Source organism: Paenibacillus sp. GCM10027626, from assembly GCF_042676285.1.
Classification (GTDB): domain Bacteria; phylum Bacillota; class Bacilli; order Paenibacillales; family Paenibacillaceae; genus Paenibacillus_Z.
The window spans coordinates 1-20,242 of sequence record NZ_JBHTHC010000008.1 but is presented as its reverse complement, the minus strand read 5'-3'; the positions used below and the strand labels follow the sequence as shown (position 1 = coordinate 20,242).

Here is a 20,242-nt window from a genome sequence, read left to right as displayed (position 1 = left end):
GAAGCAAGACGTCAGAGAGGGGTTTGATCATATGGAAGTGACTATTGGACAAAAGCGGCTGACAATGGGCAGCAAATATTTGACGGAGCTGCGCAGCTCCAATGAGCTGCTTGGGGATGGCGCTGCGCTGCTGCGGCGGCTGGTGGAGGACGGATATTTATTCATTCGGGGATTGCACGACCGCGGCAAGGTGATGGCGGCTCGCAAGGAATTTTTGCAAAAGCTGCAGGTGATGGGACGGCTTGATCTTACCGCTCCGCTGGATGAAGGGCTTATTAATGCAGAAAACAAATCGGCCATGTGGGGGAAAAGCGCAGCCGAGCTGCAGGATGACTTCCCGACGTTTCTGGAAGTCGTAGGCGGCGAGGCTACGATGCGTTTTTTTTCCGAGCTCCTTGGCGGGCCTGTGCTGACTTATGATTACAAGTGGCCGCGGGCAATTCCGCGCGGCGGCAATACAGGCGCCCATTATGATGTCGTCTATATGGGACGGGGCACGAAAAATGTGTACACGATGTGGACGCCCTTCGGCGATACGCCGTATAAATTAGGGACGCTCGCATTATGTCTCGGATCGCAGAATTTTGGAAAAATCAGGGAAACCTATGGCGAAATGGATGTAGACCGCGACAATGTGGCGACCGGCTGGTTCACAGAAGATCCGCTCGAAATTGTCGATTCATTTGGCGGACAGTGGGCGACTGCTGAATTTGCGGCGGGAGATGCGCTCATTTTTGGAATGTATATGATGCATGCATCACTAAACAATGAGACGGACCGCTACCGGATTAGCGCGGACACCAGATACCAGCTTGCCTCCGAGCCGGTCGACGACCGCTGGATGGGCGCAAAGCCGAAAGGGCATTACGCTTGGGGCAGGACGCCGGCCAAATCGGTAGCTGACGCACGTAAGGAATGGGGCGTGTAGCACGAATAAAGACGGGGCAGAAAGGACGGAGGCTGCTCCGTCTTTTTTAAATATGTGACCTAATCTAACGGATGTCTCGGCCGCTATTTTCGAAAATTCGACCGATCTGAAATTGTAACGGAACTGTGCGCCGCTATTTGATGATAATGAGCCCGATTTCGCAAGAAAACGTCTAATTAAGATCGCTTACTTCCGTTAGATTTCAAAAAGAGGGGTTATTGGTGAAATAACGTCTGTGGTTTCCTTTAGATGAACCCGCTTTGCAGTTTGCCCCTTCTTCGGGGCTCAAACCGCTGACCATCGCTGCCGGCTATGAATGCTAATAAAATTTAAGGGGAAGAAACTTGTTCCGCGCCAAGGACGTCGTCAGGTGTTTTCTCAATATATAGGAAAAATATATACAGATTGGTCACGCCGCTATATAGGAGGCGAAAAAAGAACCGCATCCGTTGTTGTACGGTCGCGGTTCATTGTAATTTAAAAGAATGAGATTGCAGTTTATGAATGAGTTTGGTACAATATAAATTGCTCGAAATTTCCATAATAAATTCAGGCGTTAATACCCAAATATAATTATACCATGCTGATTCGGGAGATGTCAACTTTTATTTCAATAGCGGGGTCAACGTGCTTCATGGTGATCGATCAAAGAGGAGGATACTGTCAATGGTGTCAATAGCGGAACAGCCGGAGTGGAAGGAAGAGCAGCGCCGGGTAGAACGCGTAATCGCAGAGATTGAGCGGCGGACGGAGAAGCTGGAGGAGCAAACCTCGGAAGCACGGGAAGAAATGGTCGAAATTCGCAAAAATTTTTGGGAAGATGTCACGGTCAATTTTGAAGACGCCGCGGAAATGGCCGAGACAGCAGCCAGCATGCGTCAGCAGGCGGAGGTGCTGTTTGACCGCGAGCATACGCATCGTCAAGCGGCGAAACAATTAAAGACGATGCGCAAGCTGCTGCAGTCGCCCTATTTTGGGCGGATCGATTTTATGGAGAATGCGATGAGCGGCGAGGCGGATGAGGCTGCGGAGCGGATTTACCTTGGCATCGCCTCGTTGCGGGATGAAGAGGACGATCAATATTTGATTTATGATTGGCGCGCGCCGGTATCCAGCCTCTATTACGATTACCCGCCAGGCGCAGCGCAGTATGAGACGCCGATGGGGGTCATTGAGGGCGAATTGCAGCTGAAGCGGCAGTTTGTCATTCGCGGTGACGAAATTGTCAGCATGTTTGACACTGGGGTCACAATTGGCGACGAGCTGCTGCAGGAGGTGCTTGGCCGGCAATCCGATGCACAAATGAAGAGCATCGTTGCGACTATTCAGCGGGAGCAAAATTTGATTATCCGCAATGAAAGCAGCCGCCTGCTTATCGTTCAGGGAGCCGCCGGCAGCGGAAAGACGTCGGCTGCACTGCAGCGGGTAGCTTACCTGCTTTACCGGTATCGCGGCACATTGACCGCCGATCAAATTGTCTTATTTTCGCCGAATCCGATGTTCAACAGCTATGTATCGACAGTCCTGCCGGAATTGGGCGAGGAGAATATGCAGCAGACTACTTTCCAGGACTATTTGCGCTTTCGCTTAGGAAAAACCTTTCGCCTGGAAAATCCTTACGATCAATTGGAATATGCGCTTTCGGCCATGGATGAGCCCGATTATGAAACGAGAATAGCCGGCATTCGCTATAAAGCTTCCTATCCCTTCGTACAGCTTATGGAACGCTACATTGAAGCGATGAAAAGCAAAGGGCTCCGCTTCCGCTCTTTATCGTTCCGCGGCCAGTCGATTATGACTGCCGGCGAGATTGAGGCGCTGTTTTATTCACTCGACCATTCGATAGCTATTGCCAATCGTCTGCGGCTTATGGCGGAGCAGATGATGGAGCGGTTGAACGAATTTGAGCGCGCGGCCCTGAATGAACCTTGGGTTGACGAAGAGATCGAACTGCTCGATAAAGAAACGTATCTTAAAGCGTTCCAAACGCTGCGGCGCAAAAAGCGGTTTTCCGAGCAATCCTTTGATGATTTTGAGGCGGAGAAGGCGATTCTGGCTCAATATGTCGTCAAGGAGCGTTTAAAACCGCTGCGGCTGCGGATAAAAAGGCTTAGCTTCGTCGATATGAAGTCAACTTACCGCCAGTTATTCGATTCTGCGGAATTTGCCGCGGCGATTGCTACAGAGCAGGAGCGGATGCCAGCACAGTGGGCCGACATCTGCCGCTACACGCTGAATCGCTTGCTGACAGGGGAGATCGCTTACGAAGATGCCACGCCATTTCTGTATATGGTCGAGCGAATACGCGGCTTTCAGACGAACACATCTGTACGGCATATTCTTTTGGACGAGGCGCAGGACTACACGGCTTTCCAATTTGCCTTTATTAAACGATTATTCCCGCGAGCGAAGGTAACCGCATTAGGGGATTTAAATCAGTCGATTACTGCACATACGACAGAAGAAAGCAGCGGCTTCGCCGCCCTGGCCGCTTTGTATGAGGCGGAAGAGACGGAGACGATTCTGCTGCGCCGCAGCTACCGCTCTACACGCCCGATTGTGGAATTCACAAGCGGCCTCATTCCTGGAGGCGAGCAAATTATTCCGTTCAACCGCGACGGCGAGCCTCCTGCCTTCAGCTTGCTGGCCAACAGGGCGGAGCTGCATGACCGAATCGCGGGTACATTGTCGGCTTTGCAGGCAGAGGGCTACCGTACGATTGCCGTCATTTGCAAGACTGCGGCTGAAAGCCGGATGGCGCATGAAGCTTTGCGGGATCTGCTGAAACAGTCTCACATTCGCTTAATTGAACAGGAAACCTCTGACTTTGAGGAGGGACTTGTAGTCATTCCGTCCTATCTGTCCAAAGGGGTGGAGTTCGACGCAGTCATCGTGTACGATGCTTCGGCAGCAAGCTACGGCTTGGAAAGTGAACGGCGTTTATTGTATACCGTTTGCACGAGAGCCATGCATAAGCTGCATTTGTATGCTATTGAAGAGTGGAGTCCGCTTTTGGCAAGGAGATAGACATATCGGCTGTTGCAGCTGCAGCAGCCGATATTTTTTTGCCAGATTGCCCCTTTACAATGACAAAAGCTGTATTATAATCAATATATATCACTTGATATGTAACTAATGATCTATATAGATGGAACAGGAGGCTGCAGATGGCGCCTAAGAGGAAGTTTACCAAGGAGCAGCTTATAGAGGCCGCTTTTGAGATCGCGCAGGCCGAAGGGGTGGAGCAAATTACAATCCGCAAGGTTGCCGATAAAATAGGCAGCTCTATCGCCCCGATTTATGTCAATTTCAAAGATGCCGATGAGCTGAAGCAGGCAGTTGTCCGCAAAATTGTTGACGTTTCCCACCAAATGCTGGCTACGCGGCAGCATGAGGATCCTTTTTTAAATATCGGCATTGCCAGTATGCAGTTTGCGCGCGCTTATCCGGTCCTGTTCAATGAATTACTTATGCTGCGCGGACAGGGGCGCTATTTGGAGGCGATCCAGCTGTCTATAGACGATATGCTGGTTCAGATGCGGGAAAACCGGGATCTGCAAGGCTTTACTACAGAAGAGCTGCTGCCGATTATGTTTAAGATGCAAGTGTTTCAGCTGGGGCTGTCTGTCATGGAAGTGAACGGTCTGCTGCCGCCGCAGATGGGGGAGGAGCAGTTGACTGAATTGCTGGAACAAACGGGAAGCGATATCATGGCAGCGGCCCGGCTTCGCCGTAAGGAGCAGACTGCGGGCATCAACAACGTTCGGGAGGAATAATGGAATGGGTCATAGAACAGCAGAGACGGCAATCGAGCAATATTTTCGCCATACAGTGCAGCAGGATAGCGGTATTTGCAACGCTTACCTGCTTGTGCATTCTGACAAATTGGGTCTTCATTTGAATGCTGCTGAAGGATTTACGGGACTAGCCAAATGTACAGCGGATGCCCGGCAGCCATATTTTGTTGCGAGTGTGAGCAAGCTGCTGACTGCTGTTGTGGCGGCGATGCTGGCGGAAGAAGGACGGCTGAATTACGAGGAGCGAATCGTCAATTATTTGGATGACGAGCTGACGGAGCGGCTTCATGTATACAAAGGGCAGGATTACACCGCCCAAATTCAATTGAAGCATTTGTTGAATCATACCTCCGGCTTGCACTGCTTTATTGAGGATCGCCCGAAGCAAGGCAAGCGGATGATCGAGCTTGTGCTGCAGGACCCGCACAAGAAGTGGACGCCGCGCGAGGCGATTTTGTGGTCGAAGCAGCACCTGCAAGCGTTGTCTCCCCCGGGACGCCGGTTTCATTACTCCGATACCGGGTACCACCTGCTCGGATTTATCATTGAGCGAGTGACACAGCTGCCTTTGCATGAGGTGCTGCGCCGCTATTTATTTGAGCCGCTTGGGATGAAGCATTCCTGCTTGCTCGGTGCAGAGCCGCTTGTCTTATGGGAGCATCCTGTTGCCGACTTGCTTGTAAATCGAACAAATATTGCCCATTTTGACAGCCTTCACTTCATGTATGCCGGCGGCGGGATTATTTCCACGAACGCTGATTTGCTGTTGTTTATGCAGGCGCTTGTTCAGCACCGGCTTATTAGCGAGCCTGCACTGAACCGGATGCGTCAGCACAAGGAGCGTTTTTTTCTTGGCATTGATTACGGCTATGGAGTGATGGAGTTCAAGCATGTTCCGCTCTTTATGCCGCGCAAATATGAGGTGTGGGGCAATGCCGGCTCGACCGGCTCCTTCCTGTTCTACCATCCGGCCACTGAAAGCTATTTGATTGGCTCGTTGAATCATTTTCGCTATAACCGCAAAGGCATCCGGCTGATGCTTAATATTATCAATAAACTGAGTTGACAGCCAGATCGTAGGTCCGCTTAGCCCTCGCCTAGCCTAGCTGCGCCCGCTCTGACATGGAGCGGGCGTGTTTTTTTGCGGCCACAAGTGCCGAAAGATCAAAAAAGTGTACAAAAACCATAATTCTTTCGTACTATAAGCCCCACTATCCCTTTGTTAAAATTGTATACAAGCACGAAGCCAGTGCGAAAAGCATTCAAGAAAGCGTATTCCGAATTTGCATCCGAAGGATACGGGAGGTGAGATGCTATGCGAAAAATTATTATTGATACAGATATTGGAGACGACATTGATGATGCGCTGGCGATTGCCTTAGCGCTGAACTCGCCTGAGCTGCAAGTGATCGGCATTACGACCGTCTATCGCAATACGGAGCTGCGAACGAAGCTGGTGCTGCAGCTTTTGCGGGCCTTTGAACGGCTGGACATCCCGGTTGCCACCGGAATTGGGGCGCCGCTGCTCGCTAAGACGGATGTACAGAACATACCATGCCAGTGGCTGGATGACTATCATGACATACAAGGCAATTGCAGCCGGCATGCTGTCGACTTTTTGCTGGAGCAGGCAGAGGCGCATCCGGATGTGACGATTGTCGCGATCGGTCCGCTGACTAACATTGCAGCAGCTGTGCGCAAGGCGCCGGAGACGATGAAGCGGGTGAAAGTTGTGATGATGGCAGGTATGCATTCCACCTATTATCCGGAATGGAATGTTGTATGCGATCCCGAGGCAGCGAGAATCGTTTTTGAGTCTGTACTGGATTTGACGATGGTTGGCCTGGACGTTACGCTGCAATGCCGATTGACAGAAGCGGATGTTGCGCACATCAAAAAGATGGCCTCAAGCCGGGTAAGCTTTCTCTCTCGTCTGCTGACACAGTGGATGGATTCGTCCAAGCATTTGCCCATTCTTCATGATCCGCTCACGATTGCTTACATCAGCCATCCCGAACTGCTGAAGATGGAGCCAAAGCGTATTGCCGTCGAGTGTCAGGGCGAATTTACACGCGGCATGACGGTTGTGCAGCAGGATGTGTTTTTTAATCGTCCGCAGGAAAATAACGTTCTGGCAGCGACAGCTGTCGACAGTAAAAGCTTTATCGATTTGTTCATGCAGCGCTTGTTTTAATGGAAATAAAAAACAAACCATTAACTGGGGGATTTAAACAATGAAATCATCAAAAAAATGGCTGCTGCTTGCCAGCGCAGCACTGATTGTACTGACTTCCGCCTGCAGTAAAAATGATAGCAAAGACGGTGCAGATACCAATACGGGCGCAACCGGCGATAAGGGCGAAAAAGTGACGATTGAGCTGTTTAATCAGAAGTCGGAAATTAAAGACAATTTGAAAAAAATTATCGATGATTTCCAAAAGGAAAATCCGAATATTATCGTGAACCAGGTGCAAGTTCCGGATTCGCGTAAAGTGTTGTATGCACGGATGTCGACGAATGATGTGCCCGATATTATGTCGATTTTCCCCAATGAGTCTGATTTCCAATCGCAAGCGAAATCCGGCTATTTCATGGACTTGACAGGTTCGGATGTACTGGCGAATGTGAATCCATCCTTCTTGAAGGATATCAAATACGAAGACAAAGATTTCAGTGTCCCGCTGACGATGAATGCTTACGGCATTTATTACAATGTGAACAAATTCAATGAGCTCGGCTTGACCGTTCCTACTACGTGGGCGGAGCTGGAGAAAACAGCGGCAGCGATCAAAGAAAAAGGCCTGATTCCTTTTGCTACCAGCTTTAAAGCGGAATGGTCCGCCGGACATTTGACCGAAACACTGATGGCAAATGGAGCGGGCGTTGAAGCGGCGAATAAATTTTTTGCCGATGCCGCAGCGAAAGCGGAGAGCGACCCTGGCTTCCAAAAGCTGATCCAGCAAATGGACTTCATCCGCGACAACAGCCAGCCTGATGCGGCTGGGGCAGACTATCCGGATGCTGTCAACCTGTTTGCCAAAGGCGAGGCGCTGATGATGCCGCAAGGCATCTGGGCGGTGCCGATGATCGAGCAAGCGGGCATGGAGGACGAGTATAAAATGTTCCCAGTGCCGAATGAAGACGGCAAAGGCATTGTGCTTGGCGGCGTCGACTACGCGCTGGCGATTTCCGCGAAAACTGAACATCCGGAAGAAGCTAAAAAGTTTGTCAAATATATGACGGAAAAATCGACTGCACAATATCTTGCAGATAATGAAAAATCTCCGTCCACGATCGATGGCGTGAAGGCGAATGCGCCGCAGACGGAAGATGTAACGAAGCTGCTGGCTGAAGAAGGCCGCTACTATCCTTGGCTGCACTTCAACTGGGCTGCGGGCAAAGATGCCAGCTGGGGCGCCCAGGCTTCCGCATACTTCATTATTAAAGCCAAGCCTGAATTCGAAAAAGCGATCAACAAGGAATTTGAAAAATAATTGGATAGGCAGCAGGCGGAACAGGCGGGAATTGCATCTCTCCTGTTCCTCCTTTATGCAGCTCCAACTAGTCTGTTAAAAAAAGGGGAATCGTTGATGAAAAAGATCGACAGATACTCACATCTGCTGTTTACGCTGCCTGCTGTAGCACTGTACGCCATTTTCTTCATTTATCCGATGATTAATGGTTTTTTATACAGCCTTACTGACTGGGACGGCCTCAGTAAAGAGAAAAACTTTATCGGGCTCAGCAATTACAAAAATTTAATTACCGATGACCGCATTCATGGCAGTCTGGGCTTTACGTTCAAATATGCCATCGCGCTGGTCGTATTAACGGTTATTTTTGCCGTTATTATTGCGTTGCTGCTTAATCGCGTGCGCAAATTCCAATCCTTTTACCGTACTTCGTATTTTTTTCCGGCTGTGCTCAGTATGATTACGGTCGGTCTCATTTGGAATCAGCTGTTCGCTCATGCGCTTCCGATGCTGGGCAAGGCGATCGGCTATGCACCGCTATCGAAAAATATTTTGTCTGACCCGACGCTGGCGTTTTACGGCATTTTGTTTGTCAGCCTTTGGCAGGGGCTGGCCATTCCGGTCCTGCTGTTTCTAGCTGCGCTGCAAAGCGTGCCCAAAGATTTGCTGGAGGCGGCTTCGCTCGATGGTGCCACTGCCGTTCAGCGCTTTCGTTCCGTCGTTGTGCCGTTTCTCATTCCCGTGCTCAATATGGTCGTTATTTTGACAGCCAAAAGCGGGTTGACTGCCTTCGATTATATCGTAGCGATGACAGGGGGCGGACCGGGCAAAAAGACGGAAACGGTCGGCTTGCTCGTATACAATTTTGCTTTCCAGGAGTTTAAGTTCAGCTATGCCAGCGCATTGGCGATGGTGATCTTCGTCATTATTGCCATTGTATCGTTCGTGCAAATTCGCGGGATGAGCAGATATGAGGTGAATGCCTAATGGAACAGGAAAAAGGCCGCTCGGCGCTTAGTTATGTGCTGCTGTCTCTCGGGCTGCTCATTATCTTTCTGCCGCTGTATTTGACGCTGATCACGGCTTTCAAAACAACGAAGGAAAGCTCCCGCAATTTTTTCTCGTTTCCTGAACAGCTCTATTGGGGCAATTTTCAGGAGGTTATGAACAGTAATCATTTCGGTCAGTTTTTTATTAACTCGATCGGGATTACAACGGTTTCCGTTATTTTGATTTTGCTTATTGTACCGATTACTGCGTATGCGATCAGCCGCAATATGAACAAGCTGTACTATAAAACGCTGTTCGTTTTGTTTATTTTGGGCATTATCGTGCCGTTCCAGGTGATCATGCTGCCTGTAACCAAATTGATGACGCAGCTTAGCCTGCTCAATCAGACCGGGCTTGTACTGCTCTACGTCACTTACGCGCTGACGCAAGGGGTATTCCTCTACGTCGGCTACATCCGCACTTCGGTCCCGAAGGAGCTCGAAGAGGCGGCTTATGTGGATGGCTGCAGCAAATTCCGGACATACCGTTCGATTATATTCCCGCTGCTCGGTCCGCTGACTGCAACGATTATTATCATTAATGCGTTCTGGATTTGGAATGATTTCCTGCTGCCGTTGCTTATTTTGAACAAATCGGAGCTGATGTGGACGCTGCCGCTGTTCCAGTACAATTTTAAATCGCAATATTCGTTTGACTACAATTTGGCGTTTGCGTCATTTGTGCTGACCATGATACCGATAATGATTGTATATATGATCTTTCAAAAACAAATTATTGCCGGCTTGACTGGCGGTGCAGTGAAAAGCTGAGCATGGAGGAGAGGCGCATGTTTCCGAAAAAGTATGTGGAGAAAGTATATGGGGGCTGGCTGGGCAAAGTGATCGGCGTCATTCATGGCGCCAATATTGAAGGGTGGACGTATGAGCGAATCGCGCAAACGTTCGGGGAAATAACGGACTATCCGTATCGCTTTAGCCATTTTGCCGCCGATGACGATATTAACGGGCCGGTGTTTTTCATGAGAGCGCTTGATGATTTTGAACCTGGCGCTTTAACAGCTGAGCAGATGGCGCAAACGCTGCTCAATTATGCAGGAGAGGGGCACGGCTTCTTTTGGTGGGGCGGATACGGGGTATCGACAGAGCATACGGCTTATATGAATTTGAAAAATGGCGTTCCCGCTCCGCTCGCCGGTTCAATCGAGCAGAATGGCAAGACGGTTGCCGAGCAAATCGGCGGCCAAATTTTCTCGGATTGCTGGGGGCTTGTCTGCCCGGGGCAGCCGGGGAAAGCCGCCGAGCTGGCCGGGCTGATGTCCAGCGTCACGCATGACGGGGACGGCATCTACGGCGGCCAGTTTATTGCCGCTTGCATTGCCTCGGCCTTTATTCGCACCCGGGTAGAAGACATCATTGCCGACGGTTTGGCTGTCATTCCGCAAGCGAGCACCTATGGGCAGATGGTTCAAGATGTGGCGGCCTATTACAATGCCCGGCAAACCGACGATTGGCGCGATGCCTTCCGCTTTGTGCAGGACAAATACGGTTATCAGCATTATGAGGGCGTTTGCCATATTATCCCGAACGCAGCGGTCATCGTACTATCTCTGTTGTATGGACAGGGTGATTTCAGCCGTACGATTAATATTTGCAATATGTGCGGCTGGGACACCGATTGCAATGTCGGCAATGTCGGCACAATCGTCGGTGTGCTTAACGGTCCGGAACAGATCGAGGACAAATGGAAGGAGCCGATTAACGATTTTGTCTGCTGCTCTGGGCTGCTCGGCAGCCTTAATTTGCAGACGATCCCGGCGATTGCCGCTTATACCGTCAAGCTGGCTTCCAAGCTGCATGGCTGGCAGGCCGAGGGCTGGGAAGCGATTGTGCACGATGATGCGGCTCATTACTTGCACTTTGAGCTTCCGGGCTCCACGCATGCGTTGGAATGGAAGTATCGGGGCAATGAACGGATCTTGCTGGAAAATACAGACCGTGAGGCGTACCGCGGACAACGTTCGCTTCAGTTAACGGCGCCTTCGGTATTTACGGGAACTGGGTTTGATCTTTTCTTTCTCACTTATGCCGGCCCGCATGATTTTGATGACAGCCGCTATGATCCGGATATTTCGCCGACCGTCTATCCGGGCCAAACGATGGAAGCTTATCTCAAGCTGGACGAGTCGGCAGGGACAGGGCTGAACGCCCGGTTTTATGCCGAGGAGGCGCGGAGCGGGGCCCGGCTGTATGGTCCGGCTGCGATTTTGAGCGGGGAGTGGCAGCGGCTTCATTTCCAAATCCCGTATGCTGAAAATTTTGTCGTGGGCAAGGTTGGGATCGAATATGCCGTAACCGGCGACTCCAGCTTGCGTGAAAAATCGTTTTCGCTAAAATGGTTTTTGGATGAGTGGAAAGTGTATGGCGCTGCAGATTACCGCATAGCCTTCGCTTCTCAGCAGATGGAAAAATGGAATGCGCTGCATCAGACGGTATCGCAGCTCACCTACTTGCGCGGGATCTGGAAGCTGGAAGGCGGCAAATTGGCCGGCGGTCACGGCTTTGAGCCTGCTGAGTGCTACACCGGCTCGCATTACTGGTCGGATTATCAATTTACAGCTGAGGTTGAGCCGCTGAAAGGGAAACAGCATCATATTTTGTTCCGCGTGCAGGGTGCTCTGCGCAGCTATGCGGCCGGGCTCGGGCCTGATAATACGCTTTGCCTGTACAAGAACAAGGACGGCAGCTGTGTGAAGCTGCACGTCGAGCCTTATGCATGGCAGCGGGAAGCGGGCAGCTCCTATACGATTGGCGTCAAGGTGAAGGGCGCGCATATTGCTGTCCATGTAAACGGGGAACTGCAGTTTGAATATGAAGACAAGCATGAGCCGCTGCTTACGGGCTGCATCGGCTTCGGCAATCGCGATGGCTCGCGTACCGCCTATGCTTCCTTTGCGGTGAAGCCGGTCGTATAATAGTAAGAAAGCCGGGTAAGCAGCAGCGCCGACCCGGCTTTCTCTCTTTTGGAATATGCATCTTTTTCCTCCGTTCGTGTTAAAGTAAAGCCATAACATAGGAGGTCTCGGATCCGGGATGTATCGATTTCGATTTCGTAACAAAGCTTACTCGATCAAGGCCAGAATGACCGTTCAATTCGCTGCCTTGTTTTTGCTGATCCTTTGCTGCATCGGCTTGTTTTTGTTCGAGAGAACGAAGACGACCTTTCAAGAGACGACGATTGATTTTATGAAAAGCACATCGAGACAGCTCAGCCAGAAAATCGATGAGCATCTGAAAATGGCAGAGGCCAGTGCCAGCAATGTCATCAGCAACTGGAGCCTGCAAAGCATCCTCAACGGACAGGAGAAGCACCTCTACTATCGGCAGGCGCAGCAGTTGACCTCGATTATGAAGGGGGCATCGAGCGCGAGTACGAATTTATCCGCTATTCAAATCTACTCGCCGCAATTCGGATACATCGGCTACAATAATAGCGTACTGCAGCCTTATGAAATAACAGACGCTGTGTTTGCGATGACAGATGAGCGCAAGGTGCCGTTCGAGCGTATGGAATGGCTCGTCTCCAAAGAGACGATCGGGCAATATCCTTACATTTATGGAATTCGGCAAATGACGAATTTTATCGGCGAGAAAAAGCTCGGCTACGTGATGATGCTGCTCAATATTAATGAACTCTACAATGAATTCCGCCGTATGAACAGCGATTCGCAAGGGGAGCTGCTGCTTTATGACGGGAAAGGGAATTTAATAGCAGGCGGAAGCTCGATGAAGCCGGAGGCGGTCCATTATTATTTTAAGCGCATACAGTCGATTGCCTCCGGCTCTTATCTCATTGACGATTCTCAATATGGAGAGTACCTGATCACACAGCATGCTGTAAATGATTCCAAATGGCATACGGTCGTTATTCTTCCTGCCGCGGTGTTGAACCAGAAGATGTCCTATATGAAGGAAATTTGGATCTGGGCGTCACTGCTGGCGATCATTACGATTTTTGCCTGCTCATGGCTGCTTTCGCTGCGGATTTCCTTGCCGATCAGACGGATGCAGCGGGCGATGAAGCGGGTGGAAAAGGGCGATCTCAACCAGGTGCTGCCTCCTACCGGAATTAAAGAAATTAATGAGCTCGGCAACTCCTTCAACCGGATGTCGAATGAAATTAACCGGTTGATCAATCAGGTATACGAAGTGGAGATCCTCCATCAGCAAGCGGAGCTGCGGGAGCTGCAGGCGCAAATCAATCCTCATTTTCTGTATAATACATTGGACTCCGTTTACTGGATGCTGATTGACAAGGATGAGGAGGAGGCGGCCAAAATCATTATCTCCCTCTCCAAGCTGTTTCGCTATACAATTAGCAGCAAGCGCGAGACGGTAACGGTGAGTGAGGAGTTTGAGCATATTAAAAACTATATGTATGTACAGCAGCAGCGTTTCACCAAAATTAAGATGTCCTGCTGGACCGCACCGGAAGCCGCCCATTTTCCGCTCTTGAAATTGACGATCCAGCCATTAGTAGAAAATGCGATCTATCATGGGCTGGAAAGCAGAAGCGACGGAGGTTCGGTTACAGTCAGCGCAGTCAGCGGCGGGGCAGACTATGGTGTCGTCTTGCGCGTTGCGGACGACGGGGCCGGGATGTCCGAAGAGCGGCTGGCGCTGCTTCGCGCTTCCCTAGGCAAGCAATCGGCCGACTCCGGCGGTCTGAATAAAAGTATGGCGCTGGAAAACATTTATAAGCGTATCAAGCTCTATTACGGCGAAGCAGGGACGATGCAGATTGAGAGCGAACCAGGCCGGGGGACTAACGTGACGATCAGGCTGCCGTATCCGCAGAAGCAGCAGGGAGAAGGGACGCAATGAAAATTTTACTGGTAGATGACGAAGAAAGAGTGACGCAGGGGCTCTCCAGACAGCTGCAAAAGTATCGCGGCCATTGGGAAATTGCCGGTACTTTTACTACCGGGCATCAGGCGCTGGAGTTTTTGGCCCATCAGACCGCTGATGTCATGCTAACCGATATTCGCATGCCGGAAATGGACGGGCTGGAGCTGGTACGTCAAGCCTCAGCCCTGCATCCGCAGCTGAAAGCGGTTATTTTGACCGGATATGCGGAATTTGAATATGCGCAATCGGCGATTAAATTCGGCGTGGTGCGCTATTTGCTGAAACCGGTAGAGTATCAGGCTGTCATCGAGCTGCTTGATCAATTGGAAAAAACGATCACTCCCGAGCAGTGGTTGGGGACGATCGACAAGGCGCTGCTTTATATAGACGAGCACTATTCCGATAGTACATTATCGCTGACAGGCGTGGCGGACTATGTTGAGCTGAGCGCGCCTCACTTCAGCCGTTTGTTCAAGCAGGAGAAGAGGGAGTCGTTTATTCAGTATTTGACCAGGCTGCGCCTGCAGCAAGCGGCCTTCCTGCTGGAAAACAGCCAGCTGAAGGTCTATGAAATCGGACAGGCTGTCGGCTACAATGACCAGCATTACTTTTACAATCTGTTCAAAAAGCATTACAATGTCACACCATTGCAGTTTCGGGAGGAGGCAGCCGGCAAGCGCCAACCATGAGAAAACGACCCAGCATGATAATACTCACGATAATGATCTGCTTCTCCTTGACGCTGGCAGGCTGCGGCGGCAATGCGTCCCAAATGCCGGAGAGCAGGCCGGATGCGAATAAGACGGTCATTCGCATCTCCTTCAGCGGCACAGAGCTGGAGAAGCGGGTGCGCTATGAAACGGCTGAACGCTTTATGCAGGCGCATCCGGAAATTTCGATTGAATGGATCGATTTGGGCCCCAACCGGTACGAGAAGACATTGACGCTGATTTCTGGCGGCAATGCCCCGGATATCCTCTACATTAATGAATGGACGCTGTCGCTTGCTGAACGCGGCGTACTGCTGCCGCTGGATGATTTTATTGCCGGAGACGCGTCGTTTAGAAAGCAGGATTTTTACCCGGCGGTTATGGAGGCTTATCAGTTCGATGGCAAGCAGTATGGCATTCCGCAGGAGATTTCGCCTTATGTGACCTATTATAATAAAGACCTGTTCGATCAGGCCGGAGTGCCTTACCCGACAGATCAGTGGAGCGAAGCGCAATTTATGGAAGCCGCGGCCCGGCTGACTGACCCTGATAAGCAGCAGTATGGCTTTTTATACGATAATTACGGAGCTCCGCTTGACGGGATGCTTTCCCGCAACAATGTGGAAATTTATGCAGCTGATCCTGCCCAAAGCCGCCTTGATTCTGCCGATGCGCTGGAAACGTTGACGACGATCAAGCGGATGGCCGTCGACGACAAAAGCTCTCCCGATCCGGCTGATATCCGGGCTATGGGCCAAGGGAGCGAGTCGTTATTCCGCAATCAGCATATTGCTATGTTTTCGGCTGGCATGTGGCATTTGCCATCGTTCGGGAATCATCCGCTGCCCTTCAATTGGGACGTTGTGAAGATGCCCCGCAAGCGCAATCAGCAGACGAAGGTAGCGGCGCTGAGCTGGTCGATATCCAAAGATTCGAAGCATCCGCGCGAAGCATGGGAGGTGCTCAACTATTTTACCGGTATCGAAGGCATGCGGATTGTAGCCAAACATAGTATGGCACTGCCCGCCGTTTCCAACAAGGAAGTGAACAGCATCATTCTCGAAGCGAAATTTCCGCAGCATATTCAGGCTTTTGTTGACAGTGCTCCCGATATTCGTATGACCGAATATAAAAATGAGCGCTTTTCCGAAATTAATGATATCATCGCTGAAGTGATGGACAAGCTGCTGCTTGGTGACATTACGCCGGAGGAAGCGCAAAGGCAGCTGCTGGCAAAGATAGAGGGCTGACAAGCGAGCGTGGATGGTTCTTTCTTTTGGCGAAAAATGACTTGAATGACAGCAGCCATTATGCGGCAAAATGTACATCAAGCAGAGTCGAAGTAGACAAACTTTTATTTTTATGCTCAGGTAGAGGGAGTCGGAGATCTTTATGGCCATACAGTCAGGAAAGCTATTGGTCGCTGCACTAGGCGGAGTCAATGAGATCGGGAAAAATATGTACCTGCTGCAGTATGAAGATGACATTATTGTGATCGACTGCGGGTCGAAGTTTCCTGACGAAAGTTTTTTGGGCATCGATTTAATTGTGCCGGACGTTACTTATTTGCTGGACAATGCGGACAAAGTGCGGGCGCTGATCGTTACGCATGGCCACGAGGATCACATCGGCGGCATTCCGTATTTGCTGAAGCAATTGAATATCCCGATCTACGCCTCGCAATTAACGGTTGGTCTGATTGAGGTGAAGCTGCGCGAGCACAGGCTCCTGAGTGAAACAAAGCTGCATGTTATTGATGCGGACACCCGCCTGGAGCTGGGGACGGTGAAGATCACTTTTTTCAGCACCAATCATAGCATTCCGGATTGTTTGGGCGTCGCCTTCCACACTCCTGAGGGGATAGTCGTGCATACCGGCGATTTTAAATTTGATATGTCGCCAGTAAACCGGCAATACCCCGACCTCCACCGCATGGCCGAGATCGGAAAGAACGGCGTACTGCTGCTGATGTCCGAAAGTACGAATGCAGAACGGCCCGGCTTTACGCCATCGGAGCGGTTAGTAGGCGAAAATATTGCAGAGGCGTTTATGAAGGCGGAGCAAAAAGTGTTTATTTCCACCTTTGCCTCTAACGTTCACCGCCTGCAGCAAATTGTTGACGCTGCGGTTCAGTCCGGGCGCAAGCTCGTGCTGCTCGGCCGCAGCATGGTAAATGTAACAGCCGTCGCTCAGGAGCTGGGTTATTTGAACATACCGGACGGGATGCTCATTGAAGCTGGTGATACCGACCGTTTTACGCCGGAAAAAATTGCTGTTCTTTGTACGGGCAGTCAAGGGGAGCCGATGGCCGCTCTGTCCCGCCTGGCCAGTTCAAATCACCGGCAAATCGATGTCATGCCCGGAGATACAGTCATTATAGCGGCGACGGCGATTCCGGGAAATGAGCGCAATCTCGCCCGTGTTATTGACAATCTTTATTTGCTGGGAGCGCGGGTGATATACGGATCGGGAAGCGCGACGGGAATGCATGTCTCCGGCCACGGCAGCCAGGAAGAGCTGAAGCTTATGCTGACGCTGATGAAGCCCCGTTACTTTATTCCGGTTCACGGCGAGTTCAGAATGCTGTATCAGCACCGGCTGCTGGCGCAATCGGTCGGCGTTGAAATGGAAAATATTTTTATCGTCAACAACGGTGAAGTCGTGGAAATCCAAAACCAGATCGCCCGCAAAAACGGGAAAATACCGTCAGGCAATACGCTGGTCGATGGTTTGGGAATCGGCGATATCGGCAATGTTGTGCTGCGCGACCGCAAGCAGCTATCGGCAGACGGTATGTTGGTTGCCGTCGTCACGCTTAGCAAGACGGAAGGCTGTATTTTGTCCAGCCCGGACATCATCTCCCGCGGTTTTGTATATGTGCGCGACTCGGAGGAGCTGATGAATGACATTAGCCAGCTCGTCATATCCACCATTGAGAAGCTGCAGGAGGAAAATGTGAGCCAATGGAGCGCCATGAAGCAGACGCTGCGAGAGGCGCTGGGGCGCTTCATATTTGCGCAGACGAAAAGAAGGCCGATGATTTTGCCGATCATTATTGAGGTGTAATTTGTGGGATACTATTGGTCAATCGCATGCAAAGGAGGGGACAGGATTGTCGAAACAGCAAGGGCATGGCGCCCAAAATACTACAACGCGAACGTCGGACAAGAAAGGCAAAAAAGGCGGCGGAAACAAGTAGGCGAAGATACATTTTTGGGCGGACTCGGCCCCTGACGGCTGAGTCCGTTTTTCAGTTTTATGCTTCTGCTGGCAGCTGACATGTCTTTACTTTGTACATGTCAGTTTTTTCCGTTGCATAAACAGCCTGCTCTTGATATATAATAAGAACATATATTCGTATTTAGAGAGGCGCATCATCATGTCGGCTAACCATGTTATTATGCTTGTCGATTGTCAGTCATTTTACGCGTCCGTAGGGAAGGCGTCTCATCGGGGGCTGATTATATGACACAAGCCCCCCTAGAGACTGAAGGCGACCTCCATCTGGTCAAAGAATACATTTTACTCCCCATTCTTCTTGATGTTTTGGAAAGAGATATTAAAGCATTAGGGACAGTGAAGTTAAAGATGAATGTTGTATATATCAAAGTGTTAAGATCCGCACAAGATCTAATCACTGCAGACGTTATGCTGATTCGCCAAAACATGCGTTACAGAGGAATAAAAGTGTATGAACAGCAGCGAACCGAGTTGTGCATTGAGGCCCGTTATTTATGCAGGGGATATCAACATAAGTTCTCTATGCTTTGGGGGGTGGTGAAAGCGGAGCTTTACAAGTACTTAAGTAAATATCTGAATATCGATTTTAGGAGCATCCTTTGATAAACGATAACAAACGTCGAATCGTGATGATAGCTGATCGTCAGTCCTTATACGCAAGCGTTGAAAAAGCTGCCCACCCCGAATATGCAGACCAACCTGTCAATGTTGCAGAAGACCTGGCCCGTCGATCCGGAATCATCCTGGCTTGCGTGTCACCTTGCTAAGCAGCATGATATCACTACTGCAGAACGGCTTGGATCTCGATACGCTCCCATAAGCCCCCATGTTACGCACAGTAATGATGGGGGCTTATTTTTGTGCCGCGGCATATTCGGATTCTTTTTGAATGAAATCAGTGATAGAAGGAGTATTTATTGCTTGGTACTAACTTTGCAATTGTTGATTCCTAAAAGAGTATTAAGGGGACAATAACGTGTCGCGCCTGTTATTATTGGCGCCAATCCAACAAGTCCCCACCAACTTCTGTAATACAGGCCCACGAGAACAATAATAGCGCCAATAGATATTCGTATCACTCGCTCGGTTTTTCCAACGTTACATTTCATTTTAAAATCCTCCCTGGAACTGATGGAGTTAATCCCCATCATGTCATTTTATTTTTGTCTGTTACTTGTATTGCTTATTTTGTCCTTCTTTAGGAAACGAAATTCAAAAAAATTAGAAAGCCGCCATACAGGATGGTCCTGCGGGACTTAATGTTTCTGTTATTCATATTTTTCATGCGGCCTGCCGCATGCTAACATATAAAAGAGGGGATGGTGAAGCTTTGCAGCGTGCCACTATCATTATGCTATGCATACTATTTCTCGCTGGCTGTCAATCTAAGGAGGATAATAGGGACATGAAGAACGCGAATTTATTGCATGTGGTGGAACAGGGCAATTCAGCTGAAATTACGAAGCTGCTTGAGGCAGGGGCTGACATTAATGCTGTCGATAATCGCGGAAGAACCTCGGTTATGATTGCAACACACACCAATCAGTTTGATATTTTCAAGCTTCTGATAGATAAGGGGGCGGATATTAATATTCGCGATCATCGCTCAGACAATCCGCTTCTTTATGCCGGCGCAGAGGGCTTGTTTGATTTTGTTCGGGCTTCGGTAGCTGCCGGCGCCGACACGACACTCACGAATCGTTTCGGCGGCACCGCCTTGATTCCGGCTGCCGATCGCGGTCATGTCGATATCGTGAAAGAACTGCTGGCCACCTCGGACGTAAACATCGATCATGTGAACAATCTCGGCTGGACTGCGCTGCTGGAAGCGATTCTGCTGGGTGACGGCGAGGCAAGGCATCAGGAAATCGTTAAGCTTCTAGTCGAATATGGTGCAGACGTGAATCTTGCCGATTCGCAAGGTGTAACGCCTTTGCAGCACGCGCGGCGTTTAGGTTATGAAGAGATGGTTCATACACTATATAAGTTGAACTATTGAATGTCCTGATTAAAACCTAACACAAAGACGGTCGATGATGGTCAAAGGGGTTTTCATTATCTCATCCATGAATTGTTGCACGTTGGTGCGAATCTCTGCGACTGTGTGGTAAAAAACGTTGTTAATGACATCCGATTTGAGCCATTTCCATAACCCTTCGACAATATTGAGTTTCGGGCT

The 20,242-nt window shown here is 50.1% G+C and carries 16 protein-coding genes and 2 pseudogenes; 16 read left to right on the top strand and 2 right to left on the bottom strand.

Features of this window, described 5'->3' with window-relative positions; all coding sequences use genetic code 11:
* Positions 1–31 precede the first annotated feature (31 nt).
* The 15 genes and pseudogenes from ACFQ0N_RS16530 to ACFQ0N_RS16460 all read left to right on the top strand — a co-directional run.
* A complete protein-coding gene (locus ACFQ0N_RS16530; protein WP_379328039.1) occupies positions 32–928 on the top strand; it encodes a phytanoyl-CoA dioxygenase family protein in 897 nt (298 codons plus the stop codon).
* 666 nt (positions 929–1,594) lie between these two features.
* A complete protein-coding gene (gene helD, locus ACFQ0N_RS16525; protein WP_379328037.1) occupies positions 1,595–3,955 on the top strand; it encodes an RNA polymerase recycling motor HelD in 2,361 nt (786 codons plus the stop codon).
* 140 nt (positions 3,956–4,095) lie between these two features.
* Complete coding sequence (locus ACFQ0N_RS16520) at positions 4,096–4,704, top strand: TetR/AcrR family transcriptional regulator (RefSeq protein WP_379328035.1); 609 nt, start codon at positions 4,096–4,098, stop codon at positions 4,702–4,704.
* Between the two features lie 4 nt (positions 4,705–4,708).
* A complete protein-coding gene (locus ACFQ0N_RS16515; protein WP_379328033.1) occupies positions 4,709–5,791 on the top strand; it encodes a serine hydrolase domain-containing protein in 1,083 nt (360 codons plus the stop codon).
* A gap of 249 nt (positions 5,792–6,040) precedes the next feature.
* Positions 6,041–6,919: a nucleoside hydrolase gene (locus ACFQ0N_RS16510; protein ID WP_379328031.1), complete on the top strand. Its 879-nt coding sequence runs from the start codon at positions 6,041–6,043 to the stop codon at positions 6,917–6,919.
* A 40-nt stretch (positions 6,920–6,959) separates the two neighbouring features.
* On the top strand, positions 6,960–8,219 hold the full coding sequence (locus ACFQ0N_RS16505) for an ABC transporter substrate-binding protein (protein WP_379328029.1): 1,260 nt from the start codon (positions 6,960–6,962) through the stop codon (positions 8,217–8,219).
* 96 nt (positions 8,220–8,315) lie between these two features.
* Entirely contained in the window at positions 8,316–9,185 is an 870-nt protein-coding gene (locus ACFQ0N_RS16500) for a carbohydrate ABC transporter permease (protein WP_379328027.1), read from the top strand.
* Positions 9,185–10,018 (top strand): carbohydrate ABC transporter permease, encoded by an 834-nt coding sequence (locus tag ACFQ0N_RS16495; protein ID WP_379328025.1) that lies wholly within the window; start codon positions 9,185–9,187, stop codon positions 10,016–10,018. Before ACFQ0N_RS16500 ends, ACFQ0N_RS16495 begins: the two co-directional genes overlap by 1 nt.
* Positions 10,019–10,035: 17 nt before the next feature.
* Positions 10,036–12,180: an ADP-ribosylglycohydrolase family protein gene (locus tag ACFQ0N_RS16490; RefSeq protein WP_379328023.1), complete on the top strand. Its 2,145-nt coding sequence runs from the start codon at positions 10,036–10,038 to the stop codon at positions 12,178–12,180.
* A 118-nt stretch (positions 12,181–12,298) separates the two neighbouring features.
* On the top strand, positions 12,299–14,089 hold the full coding sequence (locus ACFQ0N_RS16485; protein WP_379328021.1) for a sensor histidine kinase: 1,791 nt from the start codon (positions 12,299–12,301) through the stop codon (positions 14,087–14,089).
* Positions 14,086–14,802 carry a response regulator transcription factor gene (locus ACFQ0N_RS16480; protein ID WP_379328019.1) on the top strand — a complete coding sequence of 239 codons (717 nt, stop codon included), beginning with the start codon at positions 14,086–14,088 and terminating at the stop codon, positions 14,800–14,802. The genes ACFQ0N_RS16485 and ACFQ0N_RS16480 overlap by 4 nt, the downstream gene beginning before the upstream one ends.
* A 14-nt stretch (positions 14,803–14,816) precedes the next feature.
* The gene (locus tag ACFQ0N_RS16475; RefSeq protein WP_379328017.1) at positions 14,817–16,073 is read left to right on the top strand and encodes an ABC transporter substrate-binding protein; all 1,257 of its coding nucleotides are present in this window, start codon (positions 14,817–14,819) and stop codon (positions 16,071–16,073) included.
* A gap of 142 nt (positions 16,074–16,215) precedes the next feature.
* Positions 16,216–17,889, top strand: coding sequence for a ribonuclease J (locus ACFQ0N_RS16470; protein ID WP_379328014.1), 1,674 nt, complete (start codon positions 16,216–16,218; stop codon positions 17,887–17,889).
* Positions 17,890–18,288: 399 nt separating this feature from the next.
* Complete coding sequence (locus ACFQ0N_RS16465; protein WP_379328012.1) at positions 18,289–18,666, top strand: YhjD family protein; 378 nt, start codon at positions 18,289–18,291, stop codon at positions 18,664–18,666.
* 26 nt (positions 18,667–18,692) lie between these two features.
* Positions 18,693–18,876, top strand: a pseudogene (locus ACFQ0N_RS16460) (Y-family DNA polymerase); the annotation flags it as partial.
* Between the two features lie 101 nt (positions 18,877–18,977).
* Here ACFQ0N_RS16460 and ACFQ0N_RS16455 read toward each other — a convergent pair.
* Positions 18,978–19,172, bottom strand: a complete 195-nt coding sequence (locus ACFQ0N_RS16455; RefSeq protein ID WP_379328010.1) for a YgaP family membrane protein — start codon at positions 19,170–19,172, stop codon at positions 18,978–18,980.
* Positions 19,173–19,393: 221 nt separating this feature from the next.
* On the opposite strand from ACFQ0N_RS16455, the gene ACFQ0N_RS16450 reads away from it, so the two are divergent.
* On the top strand, positions 19,394–20,062 hold the full coding sequence (locus tag ACFQ0N_RS16450; protein ID WP_379328613.1) for an ankyrin repeat domain-containing protein: 669 nt from the start codon (positions 19,394–19,396) through the stop codon (positions 20,060–20,062).
* Between the two features lie 9 nt (positions 20,063–20,071).
* Here ACFQ0N_RS16450 and ACFQ0N_RS16445 read toward each other — a convergent pair.
* Positions 20,072–20,242 (bottom strand): annotated as a pseudogene (locus ACFQ0N_RS16445) (IS630 family transposase); the annotation flags it as partial.